The organism is Bradyrhizobium manausense, from assembly GCF_001440035.1.
Classification (GTDB): domain Bacteria; phylum Pseudomonadota; class Alphaproteobacteria; order Rhizobiales; family Xanthobacteraceae; genus Bradyrhizobium; species Bradyrhizobium manausense.
On the sequence record NZ_LJYG01000108.1, the window covers coordinates 136,539 to 155,327 of the forward strand.

17 protein-coding genes and 1 tRNA gene are annotated in these 18,789 nt (G+C 64.2%); 14 read left to right on the forward strand and 4 right to left on the reverse strand.

Annotation, left to right across the window (positions count from 1 at the left end; translation table 11 throughout):
- Nucleotides 1-264: a hypothetical protein gene (locus tag AOQ71_RS30680; RefSeq protein WP_057756641.1), complete on the forward strand. Its 264-nt coding sequence runs from the start codon at nt 1-3 to the stop codon at nt 262-264.
- A gap of 235 nt (nt 265-499) precedes the next feature.
- Here the strand turns inward: AOQ71_RS30680 and AOQ71_RS30685 are convergent, their stop codons facing one another.
- Nucleotides 500-1,555, reverse strand: a complete 1,056-nt coding sequence (locus AOQ71_RS30685; protein WP_205668275.1) for a transporter substrate-binding domain-containing protein — start codon at nt 1,553-1,555, stop codon at nt 500-502.
- Between the two features lie 263 nt (nt 1,556-1,818).
- Between AOQ71_RS30685 and AOQ71_RS30690 the strand changes: the two genes are divergently transcribed.
- The 11 genes from AOQ71_RS30690 to AOQ71_RS30740 all read left to right on the forward strand — a co-directional run bounded on the left by AOQ71_RS30690 (nt 1,819) and on the right by AOQ71_RS30740 (nt 14,367).
- Nucleotides 1,819-2,202, forward strand: coding sequence for a RidA family protein (locus AOQ71_RS30690; protein WP_057754916.1), 384 nt, complete (start codon nt 1,819-1,821; stop codon nt 2,200-2,202).
- 890 nt (nt 2,203-3,092) lie between these two features.
- Nucleotides 3,093-4,256, forward strand: coding sequence for a PspA/IM30 family protein (locus tag AOQ71_RS30695; RefSeq protein WP_057754919.1), 1,164 nt, complete (start codon nt 3,093-3,095; stop codon nt 4,254-4,256).
- A gap of 13 nt (nt 4,257-4,269) precedes the next feature.
- On the forward strand, nt 4,270-4,938 hold the full coding sequence (locus tag AOQ71_RS30700) for an OB-fold-containig protein (protein WP_057754922.1): 669 nt from the start codon (nt 4,270-4,272) through the stop codon (nt 4,936-4,938).
- An 11-nt stretch (nt 4,939-4,949) separates the two neighbouring features.
- The gene (locus AOQ71_RS30705) at nt 4,950-6,656 is read left to right on the forward strand and encodes a flotillin family protein (protein ID WP_057754925.1); all 1,707 of its coding nucleotides are present in this window, start codon (nt 4,950-4,952) and stop codon (nt 6,654-6,656) included.
- A gap of 209 nt (nt 6,657-6,865) precedes the next feature.
- Nucleotides 6,866-7,234 carry a hypothetical protein gene (locus tag AOQ71_RS30710; RefSeq protein WP_057754928.1) on the forward strand — a complete coding sequence of 123 codons (369 nt, stop codon included), beginning with the start codon at nt 6,866-6,868 and terminating at the stop codon, nt 7,232-7,234.
- A 145-nt stretch (nt 7,235-7,379) separates the two neighbouring features.
- A tRNA-Asn gene (locus AOQ71_RS30715) sits at nt 7,380-7,454 on the forward strand.
- Nucleotides 7,455-7,668: 214 nt separating this feature from the next.
- Complete coding sequence (locus tag AOQ71_RS30720) at nt 7,669-7,848, forward strand: hypothetical protein (RefSeq protein ID WP_057754932.1); 180 nt, start codon at nt 7,669-7,671, stop codon at nt 7,846-7,848.
- Nucleotides 7,849-7,987: 139 nt separating this feature from the next.
- Nucleotides 7,988-8,650, forward strand: a complete 663-nt coding sequence (locus tag AOQ71_RS30725; protein ID WP_057754935.1) for a protein-L-isoaspartate O-methyltransferase family protein — start codon at nt 7,988-7,990, stop codon at nt 8,648-8,650.
- A 205-nt stretch (nt 8,651-8,855) separates the two neighbouring features.
- Nucleotides 8,856-10,247: a TolC family outer membrane protein gene (locus tag AOQ71_RS30730; protein ID WP_057754938.1), complete on the forward strand. Its 1,392-nt coding sequence runs from the start codon at nt 8,856-8,858 to the stop codon at nt 10,245-10,247.
- A gap of 303 nt (nt 10,248-10,550) precedes the next feature.
- Nucleotides 10,551-11,318 (forward strand): PopZ family protein, encoded by a 768-nt coding sequence (locus AOQ71_RS30735; RefSeq protein WP_057756643.1) that lies wholly within the window; start codon nt 10,551-10,553, stop codon nt 11,316-11,318.
- A gap of 172 nt (nt 11,319-11,490) precedes the next feature.
- Nucleotides 11,491-14,367 carry a valine--tRNA ligase gene (locus AOQ71_RS30740; RefSeq protein WP_057754941.1) on the forward strand — a complete coding sequence of 959 codons (2,877 nt, stop codon included), beginning with the start codon at nt 11,491-11,493 and terminating at the stop codon, nt 14,365-14,367.
- 114 nt (nt 14,368-14,481) lie between these two features.
- Here the strand turns inward: AOQ71_RS30740 and AOQ71_RS30745 are convergent, their stop codons facing one another.
- The gene (locus tag AOQ71_RS30745) at nt 14,482-15,084 is read right to left on the reverse strand and encodes a DNA-3-methyladenine glycosylase (RefSeq protein ID WP_057754944.1); all 603 of its coding nucleotides are present in this window, start codon (nt 15,082-15,084) and stop codon (nt 14,482-14,484) included.
- Between the two features lie 130 nt (nt 15,085-15,214).
- Between AOQ71_RS30745 and lipA the strand changes: the two genes are divergently transcribed.
- Both lipA and AOQ71_RS30755 read left to right on the forward strand, forming a co-directional pair.
- The gene (gene lipA, locus AOQ71_RS30750) at nt 15,215-16,171 is read left to right on the forward strand and encodes a lipoyl synthase (RefSeq protein ID WP_057754947.1); all 957 of its coding nucleotides are present in this window, start codon (nt 15,215-15,217) and stop codon (nt 16,169-16,171) included.
- A gap of 6 nt (nt 16,172-16,177) precedes the next feature.
- Nucleotides 16,178-16,660 carry a type II toxin-antitoxin system RatA family toxin gene (locus AOQ71_RS30755; RefSeq protein ID WP_057754949.1) on the forward strand — a complete coding sequence of 161 codons (483 nt, stop codon included), beginning with the start codon at nt 16,178-16,180 and terminating at the stop codon, nt 16,658-16,660.
- A gap of 100 nt (nt 16,661-16,760) precedes the next feature.
- On the opposite strand, the gene AOQ71_RS30760 is transcribed toward AOQ71_RS30755, so the two are convergent.
- Nucleotides 16,761-17,369 carry a CinA family protein gene (locus AOQ71_RS30760; protein WP_057754953.1) on the reverse strand — a complete coding sequence of 203 codons (609 nt, stop codon included), beginning with the start codon at nt 17,367-17,369 and terminating at the stop codon, nt 16,761-16,763.
- A 4-nt stretch (nt 17,370-17,373) separates the two neighbouring features.
- Entirely contained in the window at nt 17,374-18,555 is a 1,182-nt protein-coding gene (locus tag AOQ71_RS30765; protein ID WP_057754956.1) for a bifunctional 2-C-methyl-D-erythritol 4-phosphate cytidylyltransferase/2-C-methyl-D-erythritol 2,4-cyclodiphosphate synthase, read from the reverse strand.
- Between the last annotated feature and the right edge of the window lie 234 nt (nt 18,556-18,789).

Consider the following 18,789-nt stretch of genomic DNA (forward strand, 5'->3'; position numbering starts at 1 on the left):
ATGAAGGCGAGGTTCTTGCGGTTTGCGGGTGTGAGAAGCCGGGCGCGTCGCGCCTCCACAGTCGGCCTGTTCCTGACGTTGTTTGCATCAGCTGCGAATGCGCAGCAGGGCACACCGGAGCAGCGCCGGGCCTGCACGCCCGACGTCTACCGGCTCTGTGCCGGCGAAATCCCCAACGTCCGGGCCATCACGGCCTGTCTGCGTCGTAACCGCTCCAGCCTGAGCGAGGCTTGCCGCAGCGTGTTCGACCAGGCCGGCGGCTGACATCGCTGGCCTGTGGGTTTGTGCGCAGCAAGTGCCTTGCGGCTCCAGCACAAATGCTTCAGGCGCTACCTGTGGATATGCTGCGGACAAGCTGTTGAATGGCTGTTATCGGATCCAGATCCGGAACGGCTCCCAATCATATCCGAGAGATTCATGACGTAGTTGCGTCCGGCGCCACAATCATCTGATTTGGCGGGTGCGCAGTCCGAACGAAGAGCCTGCTTCGGCGCATGATCTAGTGCTTGCCGAACCATTCCTCGTAGATCCGCTGATACGTGTCGTTCTCGCGCAGCCTCAGAAGGGCTTCGTTGACCTGCTTGCGCAATGGACTGCCGGTCGGAAAGACGATGCCGTAGTCTTCCCTGTGAAAGACGTCACCGACGGTCCGCGCCAATCTGCTGCCATCGTGGGTCGTGTAGTAGAGCAGGGCGGGTGCATCGAACACGACGGCGTCGACCTGCTGGTCCAGCAGCGCCCGGTAGAGGTCATCGACCTTTTCGAACTCGCGAACCTCTGCCTTGAGCTCGCTCAGATAGGCCTTTGCCGTGCTGCCGCGCGTGGTGCCGACGGTCTTGCCGACAAGATCCTGCTGGCCGTTGATCGGTCCCCTGATCTGCTGCACCGTCAGCGACGCCGTCAGCTGCGCCGTGTAGAACGCGACGAACACCACCCCCGTGAACATCCACAGCACGGCCACGATCCGGGCGATCCAGTGCCGCGGCATCTGATCGGCCTGGGTGGCCAGCGTGCCCGCCGCCCAGAACATCGCGTGAAAAATCCCCGGAAAATATTTCTTGGTTGGAATGATGCCGCTGTGATGCGTGCGCTCGACCAGGAACATCAGATGCGCCGGCACGAGGATCAGGAGCAGCGCAATGCCGAGCCAGACCAGCAGGGTGCGCGAGAAGAACAATTGCATCAGCTCGCGCAGCGGATTGGCTTCGACATTGACGGCCGTGCCGCGCACCAGGATTTGCAGGCCCGAGTTCATGATCGGCTGCGAGAAGTCGAACCTGTCCTCGCGCTCCGACGTGATCGAGATCGCCGCGATGGCGAGATCGGCTCGTCCACTTGCCACAGCGTCAAGCAATTCGCTCACATCGGGCAACACCACATATTCGGTCTCGCGATTGAGCCGCTTGCCGATGCTGTTCCAGAGCTCGATGCTGAAGCCGCCCAGCACGCCGTTCTTCTCGACGACCATGGGAGGGACGATGCGGGTCGCGACGCGGAGCTTGGCGGTCTCGGCCTGAGCCGTGGACCAGGCCATCCAGATGAGCAGTGCCAACATCAACCCGCGTATGGCCCTGGCTGCGACCGACGAGGGTAACCGATCGGTTCGCGCGCGAGAACTGGTCGCCTGATGCAGACGAGTCATCGATGCTTTCCCGGCCTCGAACCGTGCTCTCGGCGGATCCCTGGGGACTGTCCCTTGACTGATTGATGGCCCAGTCCGATGCAAAACACCATCCCTTGAAACTGGTCATGATCGGGGTGTGCATGCGATCCTCGGCAAGTGTCTGTTTCAGGACGCCCCCTAACAAGGATAACCCAGTGAAATTCCATATGATCAGCGGCGGACCGAAGCCGGTCGCGCCTTTCAGCCACGCCGTCGAGACCGACGGCTTTGTCTTCGTCACGGGCCAGATGCCGGACACGCCGCAAACACCGGGCGTGCTGCCTGATGGCATTGTCGCCCAGACCCGTGCGGTGATGGAGAATTTGAAGATCGTCCTGGCCGGCCTCAATCTCGGCCTCGAGCATGTCGTGATGACGCGAATCTATCTCACGCGTTTCAAGGAAGACTACGCGGCGATGAACGAGACTTATCGCACGTTCTTTGCGGAGGGCAGGCTGCCGGCCCGCACCTGTGTCGGCGTCACGGGGCTTGCTTATGATGCACTGATCGAGATCGACCTGGTATGCCGGCGGCCGTGACCTACCATCCCTTGCGTTGCCCGTCAGGCAAAGCACGCTGCGGGCGTTCAACTGCCGCGAGTGAAAATATTCCGCTTTACCGAATTTCTGATTTACGGTAGACATCCGCCACCTCATCGCGGTCAGAGGGGCGTATCGCGATCGTCACGAACGTGGGGTGAGCCGTGGTGGACGCCGACTGCATCGGCGCGGTGGTTTTCGCAGGGCGGGCAACCGTGAGCGAGAGCCGCGCGCGCATACGACAGGTGCGGCCAGCGTACGGTAAAACCGTGTCGTCCTGACGCCCGGAGTCTGTGCGTCAAGTCTTGCGGTGATGCGTGCGGCCCGACCGGGTCCGCGCATCAGCCATCTGCAAGGCGACGGGGGCAATCGTGCATCGCTCCCCGGGGAGAGCGCGGCTAAGGTGAAGAGATGAAGCAAAGCTCGGGCGCATTGCGCCGCGAGGACGCGGAGCTATATCTGCGAGAAAGATGCGAGTTATCGGAGCGCCGTGCAGGCCCCTTGCTCCGTCATTGCGAGCGTAGCGAAGCAATCCAGAATCTCTCCGTGAAAAGATTCTGGATTGCTTCGTCGCAAGAGCTCCTCGCAATGACGCGGAGAGAGGGGGAGCGCGTCAACCTCAGTCTCGCGCCCCGGCTCTGCGCCGCAACGTTTCACCTTGCAGCGCGTCCGGGACATGAGGCGGAACTGCCAACTGCGTTGCCAATCGCTCCCTCGCATTTCGTCTCAAATTGCAACCCGCGCGTGCAAGAAGTCTTGATCGGCGGTGATGTAGGAGTGATGGGCCGCCTTGAACGCGGCCCCAGGCGACAGCGACTAACCCAAAGAGTGCCAGGATCAGTAGAAATTCATCGTGCTTCCCCCTTGTAAAGCACCAAAATGGTGCTTTAGTGCTTTCCATGAGCCCATCGCCCCGAAATGCGCCATCGGCGCTTCGCTACCGGCTTGCCCCTGACCCGGCCGCCAAGGCCGCGATGGAGGCGACGTTCCAGGCCTATGACCGCATGATGGAGATCCTGGATGAGGTCGCGCGGACCCACAATGTGGGCTCCAACGTGGTCCTGCTGCACGCCCATGCCTATGAGCCGATCCGCAAAGAGACCGCGCTGCCATCGCGGCTGGTGACGCTGGGCCTGCGCGACCGCGCCGAGTACCGCGCGTCGCAAGGCCGCCGCCTGCCGCTCGACGACAAGCTCGCCAAGATCAAGGGTCCGGCCACCATTTCGATTTCGACGGTGCAGGGGCGCTTCAGCGTGCCCTTCGACTATGCCGGCTACGCGGAGGGCTGGGGGCAGAGCGTGCCCGCGCACCTGATCCGCACCGACGACGGTTTCGAGGTTCACTACGGCGTCACGCCGAACAGTCTGCCAGAGGAGGAGAACGCTATGGATACCATCGCAGCCGCTCCCGAGAATTTCCTGTCACGGGTCGGGCGTCTGATCGCCGGCATCGCCTATGACGCGATCGAGCAGGCGGAAGGCAACAACAAGCTGAAAGTCGTGGGCCAGGCCATCCGCGAGATCGAGCGCGCCGAGAGCGAGGCGCGCGATGCACTCGCCGCTGCCCGCGCCGAGGAATACCGCCTCAACGCCCGCCGCACCGAGATCGAGCGCGAGATGACCGATCTTGCCGCCAAGATCGAGGGCGCGATCACGGACGGCCGCGACGATCTCGCCCGCGCCGGCATCGCCCGGCAGATGGATCTGGAGGCGCAGTTCGAGGTGCTCTCCCGCGCCATCGACGAGAACAACGAGAAGATCGAGAGTAGCGTGACCTCGTTGCGTGCCGTGCTCTCGGCGCTGCAGGATGCCGAGCAGCGCCGCGTCGATCTCGCAAAGAGCGAGGCCGAAGCAAGCCACCACGCTTCGCATTCGCCGCGTAAGCGCGGCGGCAGCTCCGCGGCGGCGAAGGCGCTGCGTGCGGGCAGGGCGGTGGCACGCGTCACCGGCGTGCCGGCGGGCATTCCGTATTCCAGCGACATCGACGAACTCAGCGCGCTGCATCGCGACAAGGAGATTGCGGCAAGGCTCGCGCGGTTGAAGTCGCGCTCCTGAAGAGTATCGTGTCATGAGCGCATTGCTCGAACACGTCATGGCGCCGGAGGTCCGGCCGTTCGCGATCGCGGCGGCCATGATCCTCATCGTCGGCACGCTCGAAGTGGTCACGATGCTGGTCGGGGCTTCCTTGAGCGAGATGCTCGGCACCAGCATCGATTTCAGCCATTCCAGCGACAATGGCGTGATCAACGCCATCTCCTGGATCAATGTCGGCGGCGTGCCGCTCTTGATCTTCCTGCTGCTGGCGCTCGGCGCCTTCTCGATCACCGGCTTCCTGATCCAGGATGTCGCGCGGATGGTGGCCGGGCCCTTGCCGGCTTCAGTCGCTTCGCTGGCGGCGGTCGTGGTCTCGGTCCCGCTGGTCCGCGGCGCGAGCCGGGGTATCGCCCGGATCATTCCGAAGGATGAAAGCTACGTTATCGGCCTCGGCCATCTCGTCGGCCGCGTCGGTGAGGTCGTCGTCGGCCCGCTCGACCAGGGCCCGCCCGGTCGCGTCAGCGTCGCCGATATCCACGGCAACCGCCACTTCGTGCTTGCGGTTGCAGCGCCGGACTCGGCGCCGCTGCCGCAGGGAACCCTCGTCCTCCTGGTCGATCGTGTCGACACCCGTTTCGTCGCAGTGAAGGCAGACGATGAACTCAAACCGGCCAAAGCAACTCTAAGCCAGCAAGTCCATTAGCGGAGAAAGTTATGTTCGACATCGCAGTCCCGGCCATGATCGGCGTCGCGCTGATCGTCGTTTTGGGCATCATCTTCACCATCCTTTACAAGCGCGCCACGCGCGACGAGGCCTTCGTGCGCACCGGCCTCGGCGGCAAGAAGGTCGTGCTCGACGGCGGCGCCATGATCCTGCCGATCTTCCATTCCTATGCCAGCGTCAACCTGAAGACGCTCAGACTCACGGTCGAGCGCAAGGAGCGGGAGTCCCTGATCACCAAGGACCGGTTGCGCGTCGACATCGTCGCCGAATTCTACGTCCGCGTTCGCCCCGACGACGAGAGCATTGCGCTCGCGAGCCAGACCTTGGGCGCGCTGACCAATGACGCCGAAGCCCTGCGCAACCAGGTCGAGGCGAAATTCGTCGACGGCCTGCGCTCGGTGGCGGCGACCATGACCATCCTGGAATTGCAGGAAAAGCGCAGCGACTTCGTCAAGCACGTGCAGGCAACGGTCGAGTCCGACGTGAAATCCAACGGCCTCGAATTGGAGTCGGTGTCATTGACTAAACTCGACCAGACCGACGTCAAGTTCTTCAACCCCGAGAACTTCTTCGACGCCGAAGGCCTGACCCAGCTCAAGACCATCACCGAGACCCGCCGCCGTGACCGCAACGCCATCGTGCGCGACAACGAAGTCGCGATCGCCCAGAAGGATCTTGAAGCGCGCCAGCAGACGCTGGGGATCGAGCGGACCAAGAAGGAGGCCGAGCTGTCGCAGGAGCGCGACATCGCCAACAAGACTGCGAGCACGCGCGCCGAGGTCGCAACCGCAACCCAGACCGCGCGCCTGACGGAGGAGAACGCCCGCATCGACACCGATCGGGCGGTCGCCGAGAAGGAAGCGGGCGCGAAACAAATCAAGGAGACCGCAGTCATCGAGTCGGATCTTGCGATCAACAAGCGCAAGACCGACGCGCAGCGCGAGATCCAGATCGCCACCCAGGAGAACGAGATCCAGATCGCGGCCAAGAGCAAGCAGACCTCGGAAGCCGTGGCCGAGGCCAAGACGGCCGAAGCGCTTGCCGTTTCCGCCGAGGAAAAGGTGGTCACCGCGCGCGCCGTCGAGGTCGCAGACCGTGCCCGTTTGACCCAGGTGCTTGCCGCACGCACCGAGGCCGAGCGCAAATCGACCGAGCTGATCGTCGCGGCTGAAGCCGAGAAGAGGGCCTCGCTCGACCGCGCCGAGGCCGTCAAGACGCTGGCGACCGCCGAAGCTGAATCCAACAAGATCAAGGCGGTTGGCGTGCGCAACATCGGCGAGGCCGAGGCTGCCGTCATCACCATGAAGAACGAGGCGCAGAACAAGCTCGGCAGCAACGTCATCGATTTCGAGATCGCCAAGAAGCGGATCGAGACGATGCCCTCGGCGTTGGCGGAGATGGTCAGGCCGATCGCCAACCTCAAGGACGTCCGCATCCTGCACACCGGCGGCGCGTTCGGTGGCAATGGCAACGGGGCTGTGGGCGGCGGCGTCGGCTTCGGCGAGGGGCTCGCCGGCGAGCTGCTCAAGGTGCATGCGCTGCGACCGATGATCGACGAGATCCTGCGCCAGAGCGGCTTTGCGCCCGGCGATGATCCCGTGAAGGCGCTGGTCGGCGCCGTGACCGGCAAGGCCAATGGTGCGGCGGGTACGCCGGCGGTGCCTGCGCCGGAGAAAACAAACTCGGCCGATCTATGAATGCCGGTTCATTGCTGCTGAGAAGTCGGAACGATAAGAACGTCCCGTGCGCGTCTCGCGTCGCGCACGGCTCCGGAGCGCGGTTCGATTGCGTGTTGAGCCTTTCGACTGCGCTCCGGACGAATGTCTCGAGGCAATGCCATTTGTTGCCGCGGCGCCTGCGCCGATCGATGTCAGGCGCTGAGGCTTGTTTCGATCGGGGATTTCATATGAAGTATTTTCTCTCCGGGCTGATCGCCGTCGGCCTGTCTGTCGCTGCCACGGCAGCCTTCGCCGCCGATGCCCGCAACGTCACCGTCGTCAACGAGACCGGCTACGCCATCAAATTCCTCGGCTTCAATGCCCCTGACGATGGCCTGGACGAGTGGGACAACGAACTTGACAGGGTTTTGCAGAACCAGGCGAGCACCTATGTCGAGTTCGACGATGACGATGAGGGGTGCGTCTGGAACATCCGCGTCGACTGGCAAAACTATGACGAGTCTGTGCTCTGGAAGAACGTCAACCTCTGCAAGTTTACGGCTCTGCGGCTGCGCTACGACCCCGGCACCAAGACCACCTCGTTCGTCGCCGAGTAACTCGGCCTGACCGAGGCCTAACAAGCCCGCGGGGAGGGCTCGATCAGCCCTACCTGGATGCTTTGCGGATGATGACGAATTCGTCCTTTGCAAGCGCAATCGGCTTTGTTATACGCAGCGCGCACGAACGTACGGTTCGCCCTTTTCCTCGGTAGCTCAGCGGTAGAGCATCCGACTGTTAATCGGATGGTCGCTGGTTCGAATCCAGCCCGGGGAGCCAAATTCCGCCTTACTTTCAATAATTTGCAGGCGCATATTGATGTGGTGCGCGATCTTGCTCGATTGGTCTCTCAACCCCGTCGCACGGCCAGGCCCCGCAGAATCGTGTTCAAGCGGATGTGTACGTCGAGACGCACACCGTAACGCAGACGGCACCAAATCGACTTAATTCACATCGAGCTTCGTTGGGCCGGACCCTTACGGAGCTGATTCCCATGCCCGACATCCAGATCGACCGTGCCGACCAGGCCCCCTCGATTCTGCCGGCTGATATCCCTGAATTGAGCGACGATCAGTGCCTTGCCTGTCTCGCTCGCGCGGTCGAGACCCCCGATTCGGCGCGGCTGGACGAAGTGGCGGCCCTGATTGGCCGTCTGGCGGTCGCGATCGAATAAGCTTTCGCACCTCTATGCGCTGACGTTGCGCAGCCGCTGGCTGACCGGCCAACGGACGTGTTGCGTTTTCGCGGAGCCTGTTCCAAAGATGCCGCCAAATTCATCTTTCGCGGCATCGTCCGCCTTGCAGGGTCCGCAAATGTCCGGTTTCTCGACCGCGCGCCAAAAAATGGTCGATGGCCAGGTGCGCACCAATGACGTCACCGATCGCCGCATTCTCGATGCCATGCTCACGGTTCCCCGCGAGGCCTTCGTGCCGGCGGGCCGGCAGGCTCTGGCCTATCTCGACCTCGATCTCGATGTCAGCGAGAGCGGCGCCAAGCGTTTCCTTATCAAGCCGCAGCTCACCGGCAAGCTGCTCCAGGCCGCCGAGATCGGCGAGGGCGACAGCGTACTGGTGGTCGGCTGCGCGACCGGCTATCTCGCGGCGCTGACCGCGAAGCTCGCGCGCCAGGTTACGGCCACGGAAGGCGATTCGGATCTTGTGGCCAAAGCCAAGGACGCCTTCGCCGCGCTCGGGCTCACCAATGTGACCTGCAAGGCTGCCGCCTGCACCGAGGGCGACCCGGCCGGCGCGCCCTATGACGTGATCGTCCTCAACGGCGCCACCGAGGTGACGCCGGACGGCCTGTTTGGCCAGCTCAAAGAAGGCGGACGCCTGGTGGGGGTCTCGGCCGAATCCAGGCCCTCTCGGGCCATGATCGTGACCCGCTCGCACGGCGAGTTCGGCTACCGGCCGCTGTTCGACGCGGCTGCCCCGGTGCTGCCCGGCCTGGAACGGGCCCCTGCCTTCGTCTTCTGACGACCGAAACCCCGTTAAAATCCCGTTCTGAATCAGAAGTGTGGCCGGGATGCTGCACGTGAAGAGTTTCCACTGAGAACCACCGGGAGGTGGTTCCGTCGCGCTTGACCGCGTCTTATGTTGCGGCGGGGCAACGACTCCACTTGGATACGGTAACCAGGCTCGCGGGCACGAGCCTGGCGTGAGAATGAACGGAATTTCAGGGATGCATGGGGTGAAGCTTTTCACCGGAGCAGCGGTTTCGGTCCTGCTGATGGCGCTTGCCGGGCCGGTGCCTGCATTGGCGGATACGATCGAGGCTGCGCTCGTGCGCGCCTATCAGAACAATCCGCAGCTCAACGCACAGCGTGCGCAGGTGCGCTCGACCGACGAAGGCGTGCCTCAGGCCCTGTCGGGCTATCGCCCCAAGGTCAATCTGAGCCTCAGCAGCGGTTATCAATACCAGGACGTCCAGCCGACCCAGAAAGGCCTCGCGATCCATAGCGACCCGCCGCTTCAGCCCAACGCCGCCAGCGTGAGCGTCAGCCAGACGCTCTACAATGGCAACCAGACCGCCAACAAGACGCGCGCGGCGGAGAGCCAGGTCTCCGGTACGCGCGAAGCACTGCGCAGCATGGACCAATCCGTGCTTCTGAGTGCAGCTACGATCTATATGGACTATCTGCGCGACTCCGCGACATTGGAAGTCCAGCGCAGCAACGTGCGCGTGCTCGAACAGACGCTGAAGCAGACGCGTGATCGCTTCAACGTGGGCGAAGTGACACGCACCGACGTCGCGCAGTCCGAAGCGCAGCTGGCTGCCGGCAGGACTCAAGCGCTGACCGCGGAATCAACGCTCACGACGACGCGCGCGAATTTCCGCCGGATCATCGGCAACGAGCCGACGAATCTGGCGCCGGGCTCCCCGGTCGACCGGTTCCTGCCGCCAACGCTCGCCTCGGCCGTCGAGCTCAGCCTGATCCAACATCCCGACGTCACGGCTGCGATGTACGGCATCGACGTCAACTATCTCCAGGTCAAGATCAACGAAGGCGCGTTGCTGCCGACTGTTACGGTCGCGGCGACTGCCAGCACGGCCTACCAGCAGCAGCTGACGGTCTTCCGAACGAGTACCGCGTCAGCCATCGCGACGGCCTCCGTGCCGATCTTTCAGGGCGGCGCAGAATATTCGCTGATCCGCCAATCGAAGGAAAACCTGGCGCAGCAACGTCTGAACCTCGAGAAGACTCGCGACACTGTTCGCGCCAACGTGGTGCAGTTCTGGGGGACTTTGCAGGCCGGCAAGGCGCAGGTGCAGTCCGCGCAGGCGCAGGTCACCGCGTCCGAGATCGCGCTGAACGGTGTGCGCGAGGAAGCCAAGGCCGGTCAGCGCACCACCCTCGACGTCCTCAACGCCCAGCAGGCGCTGGTCAATGCGCGCGTCGCGCTGGTCACCGCACAGCACGATCGGGTCGTCGCATCCTACAACGTGCTCGCCGCCGTTGGCCGCCTTGCACCGCAGGTGCTCGGCCTCAACACCACCGTCTACGATCCGAGCGTGCACTACCAGCAGGTCCGCGACAGCTGGGTCGGCGTGCGCACGCCTGACGGACGCTGATTGCCGTAGTTCTCCGGTCGGCCTCGCAAACTGCCGGGACCGACCGGTGCCTTGCTTGCAATCGTCAAAATCCCTGACATAGCCTTGCCAAGATGCTGCCGATCGATTCGGCCCGCATCCGATGTTGCGTGCGTGGCGCTTGAGTGACGGGGCAGGGGCGCGCCGCCTCATGTTGAGTCGTGATCTGGGGACAAGTCTGGCTGTCGCGACGAAAATGTCGGACGACGCATCCGGAACCGGCCAATGCCGTCGTGCTTGGTGTAAAACAACGCATGCGAGGGCGTTGATGATGTGGAGTCGGAGATGACGCAGCCTGCAAAGGTCACAGAACCCTCCATGGAGGAGATTCTGGCCTCGATCCGGCGCATCATTGCCGATGACGAGGCGAAGCCGCCGCCCGCAGAGGCTGCAAAGCCTGCACCTGCGCCTGCAGCAAAGCCGATGGCTGACATTCCTCCATCCAAGATCGCTCCTGCAAAGCCTGCTGCCGAAAAGCCCGCGCCGCCGCCGGCTGCCAAGCCCGCGCCACCTCCGCCGCCTGCGCCCGCCGCCGATGCCGGGCCCAACAGCCAGGACGATATCGACGCACTGCTGGCAGGGCTCGACGAGGCCACGGCTGCGCCCGAAGTGCGGGCTCCTGAACCCGAGCCCGAACCGGAGCCCGAGCCCGACGTGCTCGAGCTGACCGACGACATGGCGATGGATCCCGCGCCGACACCGGCGCCGCCGCCGCCAAGCTTCCGCAAGGTCGAGCCGCGCGACGATCTCGAATTCGCCGAGGCGCCGCCGCCGCGTCCGACGCCTCCGCCGTCCTACGCGCCGGTCGATTATGACGCGCCGCCGCTGCCGCCGCAGCAGCCGATCCTGGCCCAGTCGACCGTCTCGGCGGTCGAATCCGCCTTCAACTCGCTGGCCCACACGGTGCTCAGCAGCAATGCGCGGACGCTGGAGGATCTGGTCAAGGAGATGCTGCGTCCGATGCTGAAGTCCTGGCTCGACGACAATCTGCCGGGCCTGGTCGAACGCATCGTCAAGGCTGAAATCGAGCGGGTCTCGCGCGGCGGCCGCTGAGGGCCAAGCCAGGCTCATCAAGCCAGGCTCATCCAGGCCAAGCTCTTCCAAGCCAAGCCCTGATTAAGCCCCGCTTGAGCGCTATATCAGGGCTTCCGAACGGGCCGGAAAGCCCTTTTGCCGCTGAGCTTTCCGTTGACTTGAGCCCCGCGCGCGGCTTTCTAGCAGCCCCATGATCGAGAAAAATTACCAGCCCGCCGATATCGAAGCCCGCATGTCCGTGGTGTGGGAGGACAGCCTTGCCTTCAAGGCCGGCCGTCCCGACCGCCGCGACGCGGTGCCCTTTACCATCGTGATCCCGCCACCGAACGTGACGGGCTCGCTGCACATGGGCCACGCCCTCAACAACACGCTCCAGGACATACTGTGCCGGTTCGAGCGCATGCGCGGTCGCGACGTGCTGTGGCAGCCCGGCACCGACCATGCCGGCATCGCCACCCAGATGGTGGTCGAGCGCCAGCTGATGGAGCGCCAGCAGCCCGGTCGCCGCGAGATGGGTCGCGAGAAGTTTCTGGAGCGGGTCTGGCAGTGGAAGGCCGAGAGCGGCGACACCATCATCAACCAGCTCAAGCGCCTCGGCGCCTCCTGCGACTGGTCGCGTGAGCGCTTCACCATGGACGAGGGCCTGTCCAAGGCCGTCATCAAGGTGTTCGTGGAGCTGCACCGCGAAGGACTGATCTACAAGGACAAGCGGCTGGTGAACTGGGACACCAAACTGCTCACGGCGATCTCCGATCTCGAAGTGCAGCAGACCGAGGTGAAGGGTCACCTCTGGTATCTGCGCTATCCGATCGAGGGCAAGACCTTCGACCCGGAGGATCGCTCGACCTTCATCGTGGTTGCCACGACGCGGCCCGAGACCATGCTCGGCGACACCGGCGTGGCCGTGCATCCCGAGGACGAGCGCTATCAGAAGCTGATCGGCAGGAACGTGGTCCTGCCGCTGGTCGGTCGCAAGATCAAGATCGTCGCCGACGAATATTCCGATCCGGAAAAGGGCTCGGGCGCCGTGAAGGTGACGCCGGCGCACGACTTCAACGATTTCGAGGTCGGCAATCGCCACGGCCTGCGCCGCATCAGCGTGCTGGACAAGGAAGGCTGTCTCGACCTCGTCGACAACGAGGATTATCTGAAGGGCCTGCCGGAAGGCGCCACGCAATTCGCCGAGGAGTTCAACAAGGTCGACCGCTTCGTGGCGCGCAAGCGCATCGTCGAGCGGCTGGAATCGTTCGGCTTTGTCGAACGCATCGAGCCTCACACCCACATGGTCCCGCACGGCGATCGGTCGGGCAGCGTGATCGAGCCTTATCTCACCGACCAATGGTATGTCGACGCCAAGACGCTGGCAAAACCGGCAATCGCGGCGGTGCGGTCGGGCGAGACGACCTTCGTGCCGAAGAACTGGGAAAAGACCTATTACGAGTGGATGGAGAACATCCAGCCCTGGTGCATCTCGCGCCAGCTCTGGTGGGGCCATCAGATCCCGGCCTGGTACGGCCCCGACGGCAAGGTGTTCGTCGCGGAGACCGAGGAGGAGGCGGTCAGCCACGCGCTCGGCTATTACGTCGAGCAGGAGGTGATCACGGCCGAGCAGGGCCGCGAGATGGCGCTCGACCGCAACAAGCGCGAGGGCTTCATCACGCGCGATGAGGACGTGCTCGATACCTGGTTCTCCTCGGCGCTGTGGCCGTTCTCGACGCTCGGCTGGCCCGAGGACGCGCCCGAAGTTCAGCGCTACTACCCGACCAACGCGCTGGTGACCGGCTTCGACATCATCTTCTTCTGGGTCGCCCGGATGATGATGATGGGCCTTCACTTCATGAAGGAGATCCCGTTCTCGACGATCTACATCCACGCGCTCGTCCGCGACGAGAAGGGCGCCAAGATGTCGAAGTCGAAGGGCAATGTCATCGATCCGCTCAACCTGATCGACGAATATGGCGCCGATGCGCTGCGCTTCACGCTGGCTGCGATGGCCGCGCAAGGGCGCGACATCAAGCTCGCCACCAGCCGCGTGGAGGGCTATCGCAATTTCGCGACCAAGCTCTGGAACGCCTCACGCTTCGCCGAGATGAACCATTGCGCCGTGCCCGAAGGGTTCGAGCCGGCCAAGGCCAAGGAAACGCTGAATCGCTGGATCGCACATGAAACCGCGCACACCACACGCGAGGTGACCGAGGCCATTGAAGCCTATCGCTTCAACGACGCCGCAGGCAGCATCTACCGCTTCGTCTGGAACGTCTATTGCGACTGGTATGTCGAGCTCGCAAAACCCGTGCTGCTCGGTCCCGATAGCCCGGCCAAGAATGAGACCCGCGCCATGGTCGCCTGGGCGCGCGACGAGATTCTGAAGCTGCTGCACCCCTTCATGCCCTTCATCACCGAAGAACTGTGGGAGGTGACGGCCAAGCGCGACGGCCTGCTGGCGCTGGCGGAGTGGCCGCTGAAGCCAGCCGCTCCCTCGCCGGAGCAATTGGCGATTCTGGCGGCGGCGGCAGGTCCCACCGATCCACTGGTCTCGCCGGCATTCGTGATGCCGATCTTCGACCATGCCGACTTCACCGATCCCAAGGCGGAAGCGGAGATCGGCTGGGTCATCGACCTGATCACGCAGATCCGCTCGGTCCGCGCCGAGATGAACATCGCACCGGCGACGCTCACTGCCCTGGTGCTCGCGGGCGCCTCGGCCGAGACCAGGGAACGCGCGCCGCGCTGGACCGACGTCATCAAGCGTATGGCGCGGCTGTCTGACATCTCCTTCGCCGATCGCGCGCCTGACGGCGCGGTTCAGTTGCTGGTGCGCGGCGAAGTGGCGGCGCTGCCGCTGAAGGGCGTGGTCGATTTCGCCGCCGAACGGACCCGTCTCGACAAGGAAATCGGCAAGGCCGACGCCGACATCAAGCGTGCCGAGTCCAAGCTCGCCAACGAAAAATTCGTTGCCAACGCGGCCGAGGAGGTCGTCGAGGAAGAGCGCGAAAAGCGCGAGGCGGCGCTGGCCCGCAAGGCCAAGCTGCTCGAGGCGCTGGAGCGGCTGAAGCAGGCGTCTTAAGACGCCCGTCATTCCGGGATGGTCCGAAGGACCAGACCTCAGGTGCGCAATTGCGCACCGGGGAATCTCGAGATTCCGGGTTCGGCTCTTCGAGCCGCCCCGGAATGACGACGATCACTTCGGGAACGGCTTGCTGAGGAATTTCGAGCCCCTGACACCATAGCGCCAGGGCAGATCGACAGCTTTGGTGATGCCGATCCGGATGCCGGTTGCGACCTCGACATCCTCCGTCCGTGCATGCAGCGCGATCGGCGGCCGGTCCAGGGGCAGGGCGTTGTGCGCGATGGTGATGCCGAGGGCCTCGGTCAGTTTGCCTGGGCCCGAGCACAGCGCGTGCACCTCCTGGAGATGGCGGCGGCGACGCATCGCAGCCAAACCATGCGTCGGCTCCAGCGCGCGGATCAGCACGGCGGAAGCCGAGCCTTCCGCCTCGCAGACGAAGTTGACGCACCAGTGGATGCCGTAGGAGCGGTAGACATAGGCAAAGCCGGGCGGACCGAACATGATCTGGTTCCGCGGGGTCGGGCCATTGTAGGAATGTGCCGCCGGCTCGGTATGATGATAGGCCTCGACCTCGACGATGATCCCGCCGACGCCGTCGACCAGCATGGTCGCCCCGATCAGGTCGGACGCGACCTCGCGGACGTCGCGGTCGAAAAAGCTGCGCTTCAGGGCCTTGCCGAGCCGGGGTGTGGAAGACTTCGAGACTGGAGCCATTCGAGGTGAGAATCGCCTGAGAACTGAGCAGGATATTGCCCATATCTGCCATGTTCCCTGAAGCGGCGCGAGCCGGGTTGCGGCAAGCAGCCAGACCGACTAGGTAGGACCTGAACAGACCGGACAGATCATGGTCGTTATTGTCGATACCATCACGAACCCGCTGCGCCCGCGCCACCCCGAGAAGGTGAATCGTCCCGATTCCGCTTCGCCGCCGAAGCCGGACTGGATCCGCGTGCGCGCGCCCAACACCCGCGGCTATGCCGACACCCGCAATATCGTGCGCGCCAACGGCCTGCACACGGTGTGCGAGGAGGCGGGCTGCCCGAACATCGGCGAGTGCTGGGACAAGAAGCACGCGACCTTCATGATCATGGGTGACACCTGCACCCGGGCCTGCGCCTTCTGCAACGTCAAGACCGGCCTGCCCAACGCGCTGGATGAGGCCGAGCCGCAGAACGTCGCCGAGGCTGTCGCCAAGCTGGGTCTCGCCCACGTGGTCATCACCTCCGTCGACCGCGACGATCTCGCCGACGGCGGCGCCGAGCACTTTGCCCAGACCATCCGCGCAATCCGCGCTGCCTGTCCCTCGACGACGATCGAGATCCTGACGCCGGACTTCCTGCGCAAGGAGGGGGCGCTAGAAGTCGTCGTGGCCGCGCGGCCCGACGTCTTCAACCACAATCTCGAGACCGTGCCGTCGCGCTATCTCACGGTGCGGCCGGGTGCGCGCTATTTCCACTCGATCCGGCTGCTGCAGCGGGTCAAGGAGCTCGATCCCGCCATCTTCACCAAGTCCGGCATCATGGTCGGCCTCGGCGAGGAGCGCCACGAGGTGCAGCAGGTGATGGACGATCTGCGCTCGGCCGACGTCGATTTCCTGACCATCGGGCAATATCTCCAGCCGACCCGCAAGCATCACGCCGTGATGCGCTACGTGCCGCCCGACGAGTTCAGCTCTTACGAAAAGGTTGCCTATACCAAGGGCTTCCTGATGGTGTCGGCGAGCCCGCTGACCCGCTCGTCGCATCACGCCGGCGAGGACTTTGCGAGACTGAAGGCCGCGCGGGCTGCGGCCGCGCGCTGAACCGATATGCCCCGATTTTCGAGCAAGCGCCGTGTCAGTCACAGCGCATCCGAGATGTTTGATCTGGTCGCCGACGTCGAGCGTTACCCGGAATTCGTGCCCCTGTGCAGCGCACTGAAGATCCGCCAGCGCATGGCCAAGCCTGACGGCACCGAGGTGCTGGTCGCCGACATGACGGTGTCGTTCAAGCTGGTCAGGGAATCCTTCACCAGCCGCGTGACGCTCGACCGCGCCAATCTGAAAATCCTGGTCGAATATCTGCAAGGCCCGTTCAGTAATCTCGAAAACCGCTGGACCTTCGAGCCGAAGGGCCAGCAGAACGGCAATGAATTCTGCGACGTCGGCTTCTTCCTCGCCTATGAATTCAAGAGTCGCATGCTGGCAATGCTGATGGGCTCGATGTTTGACGCCGCGTTTGCGCGGTTTTCAACCGCATTCGAAAAAAGGGCGGATGCGATCTATGGCCGGCCGAAGCTGGCGTCGTCGTAGTTTGCTTGTAGCCCGGATGGAGCGTAGCGCAATCCGGGATTCCCTCCGCGAACATAGAAGTCCCGGATTGCGCTGCGCTTCATCCGGTCTGCGGGACTTGCTATCCCCTCGGTGATCGTGGCGGCCTGCGCTTTGCCGCATGCCGGCGCGGCGTGCGCGTCACGCGGGGACGCAGGCGGCTCGCGGCGGCGCGTTGCGGCTTGGCCGCGACTTGCGGGCCACGGGCGAGCTCCATCAGCATGCGGAGCGCTTCGACCACCGAACGCTGGCGCACCGCGGTGCGGCCGATCGCGCCGAAGCGCTGCTCGCGATGGATGATGCGGCCGTCGCGCGCGGCAGCGGCGAAATGCACGAGGCCGACCGGCTTGCCCGGCGTGGCGCCGCCGGGACCCGCGATGCCGGTGATGGCAACGGCAAGATCGACGTCCGCGCGTTCAAGCGCACCGACTGCCATTGCGGTCGCGGTCTCCCTGCTGACCGCGCCGAAATTGGCAAGCGTGCTGGCCTCGACGCCCAGCATCGCGCGCTTGGCGTCGTTGGAATAGGTGACGAAGCCGCGGTCAATGACGTCGGACGAGCCGGGGATGTCGGTGAGTGCGCCGGCGACGAGGCCGCCGGTGCAGGACTCGGCGGTCGCGATCGTCAGCTTGCGCATCCGGCACAAATCGAGCAGCGAGCGGGAGAGGGCGCGTGCGTCGCTGCCTCCCATGATCCTACGCGCTCCAGGGCAGGCGGACGGTGGCGCTGGCGGTGGCCGCGATGCCTTCCTCGCGGCCGGTGAAGCCGAGCCGCTCGCTGGTGGTTGCCTTCACCGCGACGCGGGAGATGTCGACGCCTGAGATCTCGGCGATGCGCGCGCGCATGACGTCACGCAGCGGGCCGATCTTCGGTCGCTCGCAGATCATGGTGACCTCGAGATTGGCGATACGGCCGCCGCGCGTGGTGACGCGCTCGACGGCGTATTTCAGGAACTGGTCGGACGAGGCGCCCTTCCACTTCGCATCGCTCGGCGGGAAGTGCGAACCAATGTCGCCGTCGGCGAGCGCGCCGAGAATCGCATCGACCAGGGCATGCAGGCCGACGTCACCGTCGGAATGAGCCAGAAAGCCTTTCGTGTGCGGCACGCGCACGCCGCAGAGCATGACATGGTCGCCTTCGCCGAAGGCGTGCACGTCGTAGCCGGTGCCGGTCCTGATATCACCGAGCAGGCTGGCCAGGCGCGCTTCCTCGCGCACGAAATCCTCAGGAGTGGTGAGCTTCATATTGGCAACATCGCCTTCAAAGGTCGCCACCGTCAATCCCGCCCATTCGGCGATCGCGGCATCATCGGTGAAATCAGATCGTCCGTCCTTGGCCGCGCGACGATGCGCCTCGAGGATGACATCGAAACGAAAGGATTGCGGCGTCTGCGCTACTCGCAAACGCGCGCGGTCCGGCGTGTCCTCGACATCGCCGTCAGCGCTCGTGACCTTGATGGTATCGGTGACGGGGACGACGGGGATGGCCGCGCCGGTGCGGCTGGCCGCCTCGATCGCGCGCGAGATCACGCCAGCCGAGACGAACGGGCGGGCGGCGTCATGAATCAGGACGATGTCGGGCTTGTGCTGCGCCAGCGCTTCGAGACCCGCCAGCACCGAAGCCTGGCGCGTCGCGCCGCCATTGGCCGGTGCCTCGTGCTTGAGGCCTGCGACCGCCGCCGTGAACATGGCGCTGTCATCAGGGTTCACCACCGGCTGCACGGCTGATACTTCGGGATGGGTGCTGAACGCCTCCATGGCGCGGTAGATCACGGGCACGCCGCCGATCTCTCGATATTGCTTGGGGCCACCGGCGCCTGCGCGCAGGCCACGTCCGGCCGCGACGAGAACGACTGCGGTGCGCTGTGATTTCGCCATAGGACTCAAATATTCAACTGCTAAAGGGAAGAGTCGGGAGTGAGGTGATTGCCGGCATGCCTCTAGCACGGCAGGCCCGCAAAAAAAGGGGGATTCCCGGGATTGTGGGATTCAGCATTTTGCTGCACTGCACTTGAAAGATCTGCAGAACTGTCTAAACTGTAGGCATGACGCTTGACTGCACAAGAATTGTGCGCAAGATAGATCATGGCAGGCGCGATGAGGCGCTGCCCA

Excerpts from the sequence above, each read along its gene's own strand:
- AOQ71_RS30680 (WP_057756641.1), top strand. The coding sequence starts at position 1 with ATGAAGGCGAGGTTCTTGCGGTTTGCGGGTGTGAGAAGCCGGGCGCGT.
- AOQ71_RS30685 (WP_205668275.1), bottom strand. The coding sequence starts at position 1,555 with ATGTTGGCACTGCTCATCTGGATGGCCTGGTCCACGGCTCAGGCCGAG.
- AOQ71_RS30700 (WP_057754922.1), top strand. The coding sequence starts at position 4,270 with ATGAGCGCATTGCTCGAACACGTCATGGCGCCGGAGGTCCGGCCGTTC.
- AOQ71_RS30705 (WP_057754925.1), top strand. The coding sequence starts at position 4,950 with ATGTTCGACATCGCAGTCCCGGCCATGATCGGCGTCGCGCTGATCGTC.
- AOQ71_RS30710 (WP_057754928.1), top strand. The coding sequence starts at position 6,866 with ATGAAGTATTTTCTCTCCGGGCTGATCGCCGTCGGCCTGTCTGTCGCT.
- AOQ71_RS30720 (WP_057754932.1), top strand. The coding sequence starts at position 7,669 with ATGCCCGACATCCAGATCGACCGTGCCGACCAGGCCCCCTCGATTCTG.
- AOQ71_RS30725 (WP_057754935.1), top strand. The coding sequence starts at position 7,988 with ATGTCCGGTTTCTCGACCGCGCGCCAAAAAATGGTCGATGGCCAGGTG.
- AOQ71_RS30730 (WP_057754938.1), top strand. The coding sequence starts at position 8,856 with ATGCATGGGGTGAAGCTTTTCACCGGAGCAGCGGTTTCGGTCCTGCTG.
- AOQ71_RS30735 (WP_057756643.1), top strand. The coding sequence starts at position 10,551 with ATGACGCAGCCTGCAAAGGTCACAGAACCCTCCATGGAGGAGATTCTG.
- AOQ71_RS30740 (WP_057754941.1), top strand. The coding sequence starts at position 11,491 with ATGATCGAGAAAAATTACCAGCCCGCCGATATCGAAGCCCGCATGTCC.
- AOQ71_RS30745 (WP_057754944.1), bottom strand. The coding sequence starts at position 15,084 with ATGGCTCCAGTCTCGAAGTCTTCCACACCCCGGCTCGGCAAGGCCCTG.
- lipA (WP_057754947.1), top strand. The coding sequence starts at position 15,215 with ATGGTCGTTATTGTCGATACCATCACGAACCCGCTGCGCCCGCGCCAC.
- AOQ71_RS30755 (WP_057754949.1), top strand. The coding sequence starts at position 16,178 with ATGCCCCGATTTTCGAGCAAGCGCCGTGTCAGTCACAGCGCATCCGAG.
- AOQ71_RS30760 (WP_057754953.1), bottom strand. The coding sequence starts at position 17,369 with ATGGGAGGCAGCGACGCACGCGCCCTCTCCCGCTCGCTGCTCGATTTG.
- AOQ71_RS30765 (WP_057754956.1), bottom strand. The coding sequence starts at position 18,555 with ATGGCGAAATCACAGCGCACCGCAGTCGTTCTCGTCGCGGCCGGACGT.